At 65.1% G+C, this 12,583-nt stretch carries 9 protein-coding genes; 5 read left to right on the top strand and 4 right to left on the bottom strand.

From position 1 onward, the window contains the following. Positions 1-612, bottom strand: coding sequence for a TetR/AcrR family transcriptional regulator (locus B5V03_RS22250; protein WP_129272531.1), 612 nt, complete (start codon positions 610-612; stop codon positions 1-3). A gap of 134 nt (positions 613-746) precedes the next feature. On the opposite strand from B5V03_RS22250, the gene B5V03_RS22245 reads away from it, so the two are divergent. The 4 genes from B5V03_RS22245 (at position 747) to B5V03_RS22230 (ending at position 7,464) form a co-directional block, all read left to right on the top strand. Then, on the top strand, positions 747-1,979 hold the full coding sequence (locus B5V03_RS22245) for a cytochrome P450 (protein WP_129272530.1): 1,233 nt from the start codon (positions 747-749) through the stop codon (positions 1,977-1,979). 130 nt (positions 1,980-2,109) lie between these two features. After that, positions 2,110-5,745 carry an AsmA family protein gene (locus B5V03_RS22240; RefSeq protein ID WP_129272529.1) on the top strand — a complete coding sequence of 1,212 codons (3,636 nt, stop codon included), beginning with the start codon at positions 2,110-2,112 and terminating at the stop codon, positions 5,743-5,745. Between the two features lie 327 nt (positions 5,746-6,072). After that, on the top strand, positions 6,073-7,197 hold the full coding sequence (locus tag B5V03_RS22235; RefSeq protein ID WP_164988198.1) for a DUF2336 domain-containing protein: 1,125 nt from the start codon (positions 6,073-6,075) through the stop codon (positions 7,195-7,197). A 33-nt stretch (positions 7,198-7,230) separates the two neighbouring features. Further along, positions 7,231-7,464 (top strand): hypothetical protein, encoded by a 234-nt coding sequence (locus B5V03_RS22230; RefSeq protein WP_129272527.1) that lies wholly within the window; start codon positions 7,231-7,233, stop codon positions 7,462-7,464. Positions 7,465-7,502: 38 nt separating this feature from the next. On the opposite strand, the gene B5V03_RS22225 is transcribed toward B5V03_RS22230, so the two are convergent. Both B5V03_RS22225 and B5V03_RS22220 read right to left on the bottom strand, forming a co-directional pair. Then, positions 7,503-9,209: an ATP-binding protein gene (locus B5V03_RS22225; protein ID WP_129272526.1), complete on the bottom strand. Its 1,707-nt coding sequence runs from the start codon at positions 9,207-9,209 to the stop codon at positions 7,503-7,505. Beyond that, positions 9,206-10,720, bottom strand: a complete 1,515-nt coding sequence (locus tag B5V03_RS22220; RefSeq protein ID WP_129272525.1) for an ATPase domain-containing protein — start codon at positions 10,718-10,720, stop codon at positions 9,206-9,208. Before B5V03_RS22220 ends, B5V03_RS22225 begins: the two co-directional genes overlap by 4 nt. A gap of 680 nt (positions 10,721-11,400) precedes the next feature. On the opposite strand from B5V03_RS22220, the gene B5V03_RS22210 reads away from it, so the two are divergent. Beyond that, a complete protein-coding gene (locus tag B5V03_RS22210) occupies positions 11,401-11,886 on the top strand; it encodes a YkgB family protein (protein WP_129272524.1) in 486 nt (161 codons plus the stop codon). A gap of 12 nt (positions 11,887-11,898) precedes the next feature. Here B5V03_RS22210 and B5V03_RS22205 read toward each other — a convergent pair whose 3' ends face one another. After that, positions 11,899-12,396 carry a GNAT family N-acetyltransferase gene (locus B5V03_RS22205; protein WP_129272523.1) on the bottom strand — a complete coding sequence of 166 codons (498 nt, stop codon included), beginning with the start codon at positions 12,394-12,396 and terminating at the stop codon, positions 11,899-11,901. Positions 12,397-12,583: the final 187 nt, after the last annotated feature.

Genomic DNA, 12,583 nt, shown 5'->3' with positions numbered 1-12,583 from the left:
TCACCCCGACGCCAACCCCGTCCTCCGCCGTAAATCGGTGATCGCGCGCAAAAAGCTGTCGGCCGGCGTCGTCTCCGGATCGATCAGTCGGTGCAGGCGAAAGCCGTCTTCCAGCGCCAGCACGACGGACGCCATCCAGAGTGGGTTCAGTTTGTCGTTCCGTCCGTTGCTCTTGAGCGTGGCTTCGACGATGTCGGCGATCAGCTTGCGCCGCGCGCGCAGTCGCTTGGCAAGTTCCGGTCGGCGCTTCTCGGCGCGCGCGACGAACAGGATCATTTCCATGTGCAGGAGCGGCGAGCGGCCGAGCGGGTCCTGTCTTGTGCGGTCCATCGACTTCAACGCGGCGATGAAATCGTCGAGATTGTCGTGCTGGGCGAGGATGTCCATGTTGCGCCGGATCGACTGGTCGACATGGTCCTCGATCATGGCGATGATCAATTCGTCCTTGCTCTTGAAATTCGAATAGAACGCGCCGCGGCTGAAGCCGGCGGCGGCTGCGATCGCCTCGATGCTGGCGCCGCCGATGCCGTCCGCCTCGAACACGCGCGCGGCCGCCTCGAACAGCTTGTCGCGCGTATCGTCCCTGGTCGGCCGTGTTCTCACCCTTGACATCGCGCCAGGTTAGGGCAGAATGCAATTCGATACAACAATGTATCGAGTTGATAATTCTACAAGGGGATGGTTACGCCGGGCAGCGGGGCTGCGCTCAGCGTATTCGTGTCATGCGGCAACCGATTGAGGTCACCATGAACGAGCAAGTGCAAGGCGCCGACGGTAGTCCGCTGTTCAACCCGCTGTCGCCGGACTTCATCCGCGATCCCTATCCGCATTACGACCGGCTGCGCACGGTCGATCCGATCCACGTGACGCCGTTCGGCCAGTTCGTCACCAGCCGCCATGCCGATGTCAGCCTCGTGATGCGCGACAAGCGTTTCGGCAAGGATTTTGTCGAGCGCTCCAAGCGCCGCTACAGCGACAAGATCATGGACGAGCCGGTGTTTCGCAGCATGAGCCACTGGATGCTGCAATCCGATCCGCCCGACCACACCCGCCTGCGCGGCCTCGTCGTCAAGGCCTTCACCGCGCGCCGCGTCGAGGACATGCGGCCGCGCATCCAGGAGATCGTCGACCAGACCATCGATGCCGTGATCGATCGCGGCCATATGGACCTGATCGAGGACTTTGCCTTCCGCCTGCCGGTCACCATCATCTGCGACATGCTCGGCATCCCCGAGGACCATCGCCAGACCTTCTACAACAGCTCGCGCGACGGCGGCCGGCTGCTCGATCCCGTGCCGCTCTCGCCGGAGGAGATCGCCAAGGGCAACGCCGGCAACATGATGGCGCAGATGTATTTTCAGCAGCTGTTCGAGCTGCGCCGCAAAAATCCCGGCGACGATCTCATCACCCAACTGGTGCAGGCCGAGGAAGACGGCAACAAGCTCACCAACGAGGAGCTGACCGCCAACATCATCCTGCTGTTCGGCGCCGGCCACGAGACCACCGTCAATCTGATCGGCAACGGCCTCTTGGCGCTCCACCGCAATCCGGACCAGCTCGCGCTGCTGAAAGCGCGGCCGGAACTGATGGTGGGTGCGATCGAGGAATTCCTGCGCTACGATTCGTCGGTGCAGATGACCGGGCGCGTGGCGCTGGAGGACATCGAGGATCTCGGCGGCAAGCGGATCCCGAAGGGCGAGACCGTGCTCTGCCTGCTCGGCTCCGCCAACCGTGACCCGGCGGTTTATCCCGATCACCCCGAGCGGCTCGACGTCACCCGGCAGAACGTCAGGCCGCTGTCGTTCGGCGGCGGCATCCATTTCTGCCTGGGGGCCCAATTGGCGCGTATCGAGGCCGAGATCGCCATCGCGACGCTGTTGCGGCGGTTGCCGGACTTGCGCATCGACGACGTCGAGAACCCCAAATGGCGGCCGACTTTCGTGCTGCGCGGCCTGACGCAGTTGCCCGCCAGCTGGTAAGGCCGGCGCGTTAACCTCCGCGCGCAACAGTCGCTGTGACTTCGCCACACTTCCCCTTATATAAGGGGAAGTTCCGGCGCGCCTGAGGCCCTCAGGTTTGGCCCGGGCCGGTTTGGCCGAGGGGAGACCCGTGCAGACGACGCTGCTCGGATTGGCGATTGCCTTTATCTTAGCGCTGCTCGCCGCGCTGATCGGGCCTTACTTCATCGACTGGAACCAGTTCAGGCCCCAGTTCGAGGCGGAGGCTGGCCGGATCATCGGCGTGCCGGTGCGCGTGGCGGGTGAGCTCGACGCGCGGCTGCTGCCGGCGCCGACCCTGCGGCTGCGCTCGGTCACCTTCGGCGGCAACAACGATCTCGGGCGCCTGCGCGCCGACAAGCTCGACGTCGAGTTCAGCCTGAGCTCCCTGATGCGCGGCGAATGGCGCGCCACCGAGCTCACGGTCAACGGCATGGCGGTGGATCTCGGCCTCGATGCCAGGGGGCGGGTCGACCTGCCGTCGACTGCCAGCGGCACCTTCAATCTGGCCTCGCTGGCGATCGAACGGCTGAACCTCACCGGCCGCATCGCCCTGCATGATGCCGCCAGCCGTTCGACCTTGGAGCTGAACGACATCGCCTTCTCCGGCGACGTCCGCTCGCTCGCCGGCTCGGTGCGGGGCGACGGCAATGTCACGGTATCAGGCACGCGCTACCCGTTCCGCATCTCCTCCGGCCCCAGCGCCGACGGCAGCGCCACCCGTCTCCATCTCAACGTCGATCCCGGCCAGCGCGCCATCCTCGCCGATCTCGAAGGCGTGCTTGCCTTTGACAACCGCCTGCCGAAATTCGACGGTGCGCTGACGCTCGCCGTGCCCGCGGCGAAGAAGACGGGCGAGGCGGGGCCGACGCCGTGGAAGGTCACCGCAAAACTCAAGGCCGATCCGGCCGGCGCCAAGCTCGACCAGATCGATGTGAACTTCGGCGTCGAAGACAACGCGCTGAAGCTCGGCGGCATCGGCGACCTCAGGTTCGGCGCCTCGCCGCTGCTGCGCGCGGTGCTCTCGGCGCGCCAGATCGATGCCGACAAGCTCGCCAGCAAAGACGATGCCGAGCCGCTGCGTGTCCTGCCGGCGTTGCGCGCAGGCCTGGCGGCGATCCCGCAGGCGCCGATTCCGGCGCAGATCGAGTTCAACTCCGACCAGATCATGCTCGGCGGCCGTCCGCTCCAGAATATCGCGGCCGAGCTTAGGACCGACGGGAGATCCTGGACCTTCCAGCGGCTCGAGCTGCGCGCGCCCGGCATGACGCAGCTCTCGCTCAACGGCGCGACGCCCGGCGCCGACAGTTTTAGCGGCCGTCTCAGCGTCGAGTCCTCCGATCCCGATACGCTGGTGGCCTGGCTTCAGGGCCGCAGCGAAATCAACCGCCGCAGCACGCGGCCGCTGCGTCTCGCCGGCGACGTCACCATCGCCGCCAACCATCTCGCCATCGACAAGCTGAAAGCCGACGTCGAAGGCGGCACGGTGGAGGGCCGCATCGGCTTCGTGCAAACAGGCGCCAGCAAAGGCTCGCGGATCGACGCCGAGCTTAGGGCGGATCGTCTCGACCTCGACGCCGCCGCGAGTTTTGTGCGCGCGCTCGCAGGGCCGCAAGGCGAATGGCCGGAGGAAGCAAAACTCTCGCTCGATATCGGCCGCGCCATCTCCGCCGGCCAGGAACTGCGGCCGTTTGCGGCCAAGCTCGGCTACGGTCCGAATGCCCTGTCGCTGGAGCAGTTGCGATTCGGTCAGACCAGCGGCGTGACCACCGAGGCGAGCGGCAGTTTTGACCGCACCGGGGCCACCGGCAAGCTCGCGCTGAAATCCTCGGCGAATTCACTGCGCGAGCTGACCGCGCTGATCGAGCCGTTTGCGCCCTCGCTGCGCGCACGCTTCGATGCCCTGCCATCGCTGCCCGGTGCGACGCGCCTGAAGCTCGACCTCAGCCTCGACAAGAACGCCGAGCATGCCGATCGCGGCGACGCCCGCGCCGTGCTCGAGCTCGACGCGCCACAGCTGAAGGCCACCGCGACGCTGGTCGCGCAGACGCCGCTCGCCGCCGTCAACGGCATCGACATCGAGCGCTTGCGCAACAGCGATTTCACGTTGGAGTCGAAAGTGTCGACGCCGCAGGCCGGCGCATTGCTGGCGCTGGTCGGCCTCGATCGCGTCGTGGCGGCAGGCGAGGGCGCCTCGCAGTTTGAGGGCAAGCTGAGCGGCGCGTGGCGGAGGCCGCTGCAATTGAACGCAAAGCTCAGCGGCGGCGGGCTCGATGCGGACGCGCAGGGCAGTGTCGAACTGTCGGAGCCGAAAGCCAACGTGAATCTGCGCGTGCGAAACGTCAACCTCGCGCCGCTGTTCGGCACTGGCACGGCGGACAAGTTGTCAGCGCAGAGCGTCAGCCTGTCGTCTCGCCTCACGCTCTCCGGCAATCGCCTGACCTTCGACGATCTCGACAGCAACGCGGCTGGCTCGCGCCTGCGCGGTCGTCTCTCGGTCACGCTCGATCAGGAGAAGAGCGTCGACGGCGAAGTCGGCCTCGATACGCTCGACTTTGCGCCCGCGCTGGCGATGGCGATTGGTGCGGCTGGACACGATGCGAGCGAGCCGCTGAGTGCGGGGCTCATCAGTGGCTGGCGGGGTCGCATCGCCTTCCAGGCGTTGCGCGGCACATTGCCCGGCGGGCTCGAGCTGCGTCCCTTCGGCGGCACGATCCGCAGCGACGGCCAATCGCTCGCGCTGGATGCCCTCAAGGGCGGCGTCGGCGGTGGCGAGATCTCGGCGAGTTTCGATGCGCGCAACGGCGTGGGTGGCGTTGCGATGAATGCGCGCATCGAGCTTGCCAATGTCGATGCGACCACGCTGCGCTACCGCGATCTCGCGCTGCCCAAGGGACGCGCCTCGATGCAGATGGCGCTGACCAGCCAGGGCCGCAGCGTCGCAGCGCTCACCGGCGCGCTCGCCGGCAACGGCACGGTGACGCTGGACTCCGCCGAGATCGCGGGCCTCAATCCGCGGGCCTTCGAGATAGCTATCCGTGCCAGCGACGGCGGCCAAGTCTCCGACGATAACAGGCTGCGGCAGCTGGTCGAGCCCGCGCTGGCGGCGGGTCCGATCGCGGTCGCCTCGGCGCAGATCCCGTTCACGATCCGCGACGGGCGTTTGCGCGTCGGCGCGACGCCGCTGGAAGCCAAGAATGCCCGCGCCATCGTCTCCGGCGGCTATGACATCCCTGCCGACCAGGCCGACATCCGCGCCAGCCTGACGCCGATCATGACCGGGCTCTCGGGTGCGCCGCCGGAGATCCAGCTGTTCGCGGCAGGTCCCCCCGACAGGCTCAACCGCACCGTCGATCTCGCGCCGTTGTCCTCGTGGCTTGCGGTGCGCACGATCGATCGCGAGACGCGCCGGCTGGATGCGATCGAGCGCGGCGAACCGCCGCCGGCCACCGCCGCGCTGCCGACGCTGGTCTCGCCCGATCCGGCGCCGGAGCCGTCGCTGACTGACGTACCGATGCCCGGTCGCGATCCGCGCCGCGCAACACAGCCGAAGCCCAAGGCCGCGCCGACGCCAAAGGCCCCGCAGGCTGCTCCTGCCGCACCAAGTCCTCCGCTCACAAGCCCGCCGCTCGCAAGCCAGCAGGTCGCCCCGCTCCCGCCCCCGATCGAGGTGAGACCCGCGCCGGGCCCTGCGCCCGCAAAGCCGAAACCAAAGCCGCCGCTGGTGCTGACGCCACAGAATCCGTGAGGTAGGGGATCGTCATGCCCGGGGGCTTGTCCCGCCTGCGCGGCCGAAGCCGCTTCGGCGAGGCGAAGGCCCCGGGCATCCACGTTCTTCTTGCCGTGCGGTGAGGCGTGGATGGCCGGGACAAGCCCGGCCATGACGCCGGGGGCGTCACTCGCCAGTAAACCCATTCCCCCGCATTTTAACGAATTTTGCTCGGCAAAACTGCTTCACCGATTTTACCGGATTCTCGCGTTTGTTCCCTAGTCTCGGCTCCCAGAGGAATTCGGCATCGCGCCCGTACAGGCGGGATGGCTCGTCAACGAACGACCAAGAACTGGGGTGATCGAGATGAACGGGGCGAAAACGCTTCTACAGGATCTGGACGACGCGATCGCGCGCGGCACCGACGAAAGCCGGACGCGGGCGTTGTGGCATGCGACTGACATTCTGATCACCGGCCGCTACAGCGACGACGAGATCAGCATGTTCGGCGAGGTCATCGGCAAGCTCGCCGATGAGATCGAGGTCGCCGCGCGGGCGCAGCTCTCGGACGTGATGTCGGCGTGCGATCACGCCCCGCTCAACGTCATCGCAAAACTCGCCCTCGACGACGAGATCGCCGTCGCCGGCCCGGTGCTGCGCGACTCCAATCGTATCGACGAGAAGATGCTGGTCGAGAGCGCCCTGACCAAGGGCCAGGCGCACCTGCTCGCGATCTCCCAGCGCCAGTCGATCGGCGAGGCCGTTACCGACGTGCTGGTCAAGCGCGGCGACCAGGAGGTCGTGACGTCAGTCGCGAAAAACGAGGGCGCGCGCTTCTCCGGTTCGGGTCTGCTGCACATGGTCCGTCGCGCCGAGGGCGATTCGATTCTCGCCGAGCAGCTTGGCCTCCGCAAAGACGTGCCGCGCCACGTCTTCCAGCAGCTCATCTCGAAAGCGTCGGAAGACGTCCGTCGCCGGCTCGAGAGCGAGCGGCCCGAGATGATGGCGCAGATCCAGAGTTCGGTGACCGAGGTCACCGGCGATCTGCAGTCCAAGTTCGGTCCCTCGTCGCGCAGCTATTTCGTCGCCAAGCGCGTGGTGACGACGCAATACCGCCAGGGCAACCTCAACCAGGACTCGATCTCGAACTATGCGCGCCAGCATCGCTTCGACGAGGTGCAGATCGGCCTGTCGCTGCTGTCGGCGCTGCCGGTCGACGTGATCGAGCGCGCGATGATGGACCGCAACCGCGAGATACTTCTGGTGCTGTGCAAGGCGCTCGACTTCTCCTGGGACACGACCATGTCGCTGCTGTTCCTCGGGGCCAAGGATCATCTGATCACGGCGCGTGAACTCCACGACAACGAACGCGATTTCGGCAAGCTCAAGACCGAGACCTCGCGCAGTGTCTTGAAGTTCTACCAGTCGCGCAAGACCGGCGCGGGTGCCGATTCCACCACGGGCCGTCAGCCCGAGCTCCAGGTGCACTAAGCAGTTGCACTGAGCGAGAGGGGAGTATTTGCCATGTTGCCTCAATTCGGCACCGCAATTCGCAAGAACAAAAGCCTCAACGCCGAGACGGGCGGATCGGCTTCCGAGAAGGCTTCCGTCGACGTCGCCTGGCTCGTGCTGGAGGCCGCCAACGATCTCGGCGACCACGCCGCGATCGAAGCCTGCCGCCGCGTCATCGACGCGGAGCTGAACGGCACGGCCGCCGGCAATGCGGACCTCGATCTCGTGCTGGGGTATTTCCGATAGGCATCCATCAACCGCCGGCGATGCAGAAGCTTGCGACGTCAGCAGGAACTGGAGCGTTTGGCTTCCGCGTCAAGCCGAAGCCCCGACTTTGCCGTGCTCAGCGCCGCGGCCAGCTCGTCGATGTGGTAGGGTTTCGCCAGAATCTGAACACCCGCCATCTGCGCCTCGTGGACCGAGGCTTCGGCGTATCCGCTGGTCAGCAGCACCGGTATGTCGCTTCGTCTCTTCCTGATCTCCCGCGCGAGCTCGACGCCGTTCATGCCGCCCGGCATCATGATGTCCGAGAAGATCAGATCGACGGAGCGGCCATCGGCCAAGGCGCCGAGAGCCGCCGCGGCGCTGGCGGCGCGCGTGACTTCGTAACCGAGCTGGCCGAGCATCTCGCCGACAAGGGCGGCCACCTCGTCATCGTCTTCGACCAGGAGAATTCGGCCATGACTGCTCTTCTTCGGCCGCACCCGGGTAAGGTCGACGAGATGTCGCTCTTTTGAAGGAACACCAGACGATCGCGGCAGGTACAGCTCGATGCTGGTGCCTCGGCCGACCTCCGATTGGATTCGGACCGTGCCCCGGGACTGGGTGGCGAATCCGTGGACCTGCGCGAGCCCAAGTCCGGACCCCTTGCCGACGTCCTTGGTCGTGAAGAAAGGCTCGAATACGCGCGACTGGATCTCCGGAGCCATGCCGACGCCCGTGTCGACGACGGACAGACGTACATAGTCGCCTGCAACCTCATCGTCGTTCAGACCGGGAAGATTTTCCCCGCGCACGACGATCGTCCCGCCGTTCGGCATGGCGTCGCGGGCGTTGACAGCCAGGTTGAGAATGACGAGCTCGAGCTCGCCGGGATCGACCTCCACCGGCCATAGTGAGTCCGGAAAATCGAATTCGACGTGGACGTCGCCCCGCAGGCTGCGATCGAGCAGTTCCCGCATGCCGCCGATCTGGGCGGCGACGTCGACCGGCTCCGGCCGGAGCTTCTGCCGGCGCGAGAAGGCCAGCAACTGCTTCGTCAGGCTGGCGCCGCGCTGCGCAGCCCGGATCATCCCGTCCATCAGACGCCGGCGGCGGTTTGGATCCGTCTGGCGGTCGAGCATGTCGAGCCCGCCGGAAATGACCATCAGCAGGTTGTTGAAGTCGTGAGCCACGCCGCCGGTGAGCTGGCCGATGGCCTCGATCTTCTGAGCCTGGCGAAGCGTCTCCTCGACGCGCGTGCGTTCGTTCATTTCGAGGCGAAGTTGCTCGTTGGCTTCTTCGAGCTCTCGCGTCCGCTCGACCACCAGTTTCTCGAGCTCCTGCGCAGTCTGCTCGCGCGCCGCGAGCAGGGCCCGGATTTCATATTGGCGGCGCCGTGCCCGGATCGCTGATTGAACCGCGCTGGTCAGCGTGATCGGTTGAACCGGCCGTTCGAGCAGTGAAACGTTGCGGAGCAGCGCGACAATATCGCGCCGCCAGGCGATGACGGCCGGCTGCTCGCGATGGCTGGTGAGAACGACAAACGGAAGGTCGGACCAGGGCGGTTGGCTCGCGATCCATTGTGCCAGAGGCCCCGTGTCTTTCCCGAACAATCCCTCCTCGGCCAGAAAGACGGCGCCCACGCCGGCGGTCATCTCGCTGACGAGTTCAGGCAGGCTTCGGCAGTTGATCGCCCCCAGATTCGCGCTGCGGAAAAGCTCGGCCGATGCCGCTCCGTCGCGGCCGATCGGCGCAAAGATGAGAACGCGGTGATCCCGATCGGCGCTCATCCAGCTGCTTCTTCCGGAATATCCGTGCCGCTATAACGCGGATTGCCCGAAAAGATGCCCATGAATTCCTTGAGCGGCGGTCCGACTTTGACACCGGTGCTGCCGAGCCGGAATTCCCGGATGGTATGTTCGTGACGTCCGCTGCGCTTCTTGACGACCGACAAGGCGCGACGCACCGTTCCGCCGAACTCGAAATAGCGGAGCATCAGCACTGAATCACTCAAATAGCTGATATCGAGCGGCGTTTCCATCGGGCCGACCAGCCCGTGCTGGGCGAGGATCAGGATGGTGAGCACGCCCTGTTGCGCCAGGTAGGTCAGCAATTCGTGCATTTGCAGGATGAGAAACCGCTCGTCCGGCATCGCGTTCAGGTAGCCGTTCAGGCTGTCGATGATGACCACGCGGGCGTTGTCGACTTCAACGCTGCTGCGCAAGGTTGCCGCGAACTCACCCGGCGACAGCTCGGCCGGATCGATCTGCTGGAACCGGATAAGCCCGGAATCGGCGTACTTTTCGAGCGGCAGGCCGAGCGCCCGGGCGCGAGCCTCCACGGTCCCGCGTCCTTCGTCGAAGGCGAAAAAGGCGGCATGCTCGCCACGTTGCGCGGCCGCTATCGCATAGGTGAGCGCGAGCGAGGATTTGCCCACGCCGGCCGCGCCGATGAAGAGCGCGTTGGTACCGCGTTCGAGGCCGCCCCCCAGGAGTTGGTCCAGCTCGGCGTTGCCGCTGGGAGTGAACTCGCCGGCAAACGGCTTGTGATGCTCGGCCGCGACGAGCCGGGGGAAGATCCGCACGCCTCCTCTTTCGATCGTAAAATCGTGGAAGCCGCCGCGAAATCGAATGCCGCGCATCTTGATCACGCGGATCCGGCGCCGCTCTGCCCCGTAACCGATCGCGAGCTGCTCGAGCATGACGACGCCATGCGCGATCGAATGCAGTTGCAGGTCGTCTTGAGACGATGAGAGATCGTCGAGCAGGACGACCGTGCAGTTGCGGTTGGTGAAGAAATGCTTCAGGGCCAGCACCTGCCGCCTGTAACGAAGCGGGTTCTGGGCAAGCAGACGAAGCTCGGACAGACTGTCGAGCACCACGCGCGTTGGATTGATCCGTTCGACCTCCTTGAAGATCAGGCCGGTCGTTTCGCTCAACTCCATTTCGGCGGGATGAAAAACCGTGAGCTCGCGGTCCGGATCGAGCGTCGTCTCCGGCGGCACCAGCTCGAAGATGTCGACGCCTTCCAGGGACCAGCCGTGCCGCTGGGCCACCACGGTCAGCTCCCGCTTGGTTTCGGAGAGGGAAATATAGAGCACACGTTCGCCGTCACGCACGCCACTGAGAAGGAATTGCAGCGCGATCGTTGTTTTGCCGGTGCCCGGCCGTCCCTCGTACAGATACATCCGATTGGCGTCGAAGCCGCCGCCCAGAATGTCATCCAGGCCGGCACTGCCGGTTGAAACCCGTGGCAGATATTTGGGGCCACTGTCTGGAGCGTCCGTGGACGTACCGGTCATTGAACCCCCCTGCACTTCTTTCCTCGATGGCTGGTGTGTGTCTCAAGGATCCCTGGTGCCAGCGACCGGGACTCGAGCTCGAAAAGGTCTGTGTAAAGAACTCTTGGGTTCGCCTCGGGTTCCCGTCCGGAGAAAGGGGCCCGCCGGAGCCGCGTTTGCAAAAATGATGCGGGAATCCAGGAAGAATGTCCCATCCGTGCGAACCGGACTGTCACCGCTGGACGCGGTGTGACCTCGGGCGCACGTACGCGACCGGAGACAGCGGGACACCTCGGGATCGAGATGCAGCGCGACGAGGTCGGAGAGATGATCTGCGTGCAGGCGCTCGGCGATCAGCCTTTCCGTGCTGAAGCGATTCACGGAAGCTGGCAGCGATCTGGGGTTCGTCGCGATCCTGACGGCGTTGAAGGCCGACGATGCCATCGTGCCGGTGTCTCGCCCACCGGGTCAACCGGGGCAGTCCGTAGCTCCGGAGCATAGCCTGTAGTCCGAGAGATCGTCCGCGTCGAGATCCCGGATTGCACCAACGGGCGACGCTTCGTGCGGACACGCGGATTGCACGCAGCTGTGATCTAACGAACCTGCGGATGCAGGTAACGAGCGAAGCTCGTCTTCGTACAGCCTTTAGCTAACGCATTTTTGCGCGCTAATGGATCAACAATCCGGGGAGACCACGTCGTATGAAAGGGTTCAATATCGCTGAGAATGGTGGCGGTTCTTATCGTCCGCTCGCCATTCTCCGCTGGGTTATGGTGATCATATTCATATCGTTCGGGATGCAGAAGTTCACGCTGCAATCGGCCCAGGGCATCGTCCAGTTCATCATCAACAGCCCATTCATCTCCTGGCTGTCGGTGTTCGGCTTGCGGGGAGAGGCGTATTTTCTCGGTGTCGCCGAATTCGTTAGTGCCGCGCTGCTCGCGGCAGGCAGCTTCAGCCCGGTCCTGTCCGCGCTCGGCTCATTCTTGGGCATGGTGACCTTCGCGGTCACGTGGTCGTTCTTCTTCACGACGCCGGGCGTGGTCACGTGGAGCCTTTCAACCGATCCGATGGCCTGGAATCTGACCGGCGAATTCCTGTTCAAGGACATCGTCCTGCTGTGCGTCTGTGTGGTGCTGTTTCTCGCCTCCCTGCCGCAATCGGTCGCCCGGCTGCGCACCGGCTGAGCGTCGGGTCTTTCACCGTTGTTTGCGGTAGATCACGACGTCATTGCCGTGGCGGATCGCGTTTCGCTCCAGGAGATAGTCCGATTTCTCCAGCACGCGGCGCGATGCGACGTTGCCGGCGTAGACGACGCCGATGAGGGACGGCAGCTCGAGCTTTGACAGCCCGATCTCGGTCAGCGCGTCCGCGATCTCGCTCGCGAGCCCCTGGCCCCAGAATTCGCGCTTGAACGCGTAGAAGATCTCGATCTCGTCGACGTCGTCCACCAGGAGGTGCCGGACGCCCGCCCGTCCGGCGAAGGCGCCGTCCTTCGTTCGCAGCACAAACAGCCCGAAGCCATGCTGATCCCAATGGGCGATGTTGGTCGCGAGATATGTCTTCGTGGTCTCCGCCGGGCGCACGCCGCCGAGATAGCGGGACACCTCTGCATCAAGATGCAACGCGACGAGATCGACGAGGTGACTTTCGTTCAGCCTCTCGGCGGTCAGTCTCGTCGTGCTGAAGTGATCCATGGAAGCAGGCAGTCGCTTGGGTCGGGATCTCGATGACGGTGAAGCCGATGATGCCATTGTTCCGGTGTTTTGCCCGACGGGTCAACCGGCAAGCAGCCCTGCCTCGATGGCTCCTCATGATTACTAACACAACCTAACGAGCAATTTCCACGGCCTGCGCTAAATGTCGCGCAACGAAAGCGGCCGC

Source organism: Bradyrhizobium betae, assembly GCF_004123905.1.
GTDB classification, from domain to species: Bacteria; Pseudomonadota; Alphaproteobacteria; order Rhizobiales; family Xanthobacteraceae; genus Bradyrhizobium; species Bradyrhizobium betae_A.
This window is presented reverse-complemented; position numbering and strand designations above follow the sequence as displayed.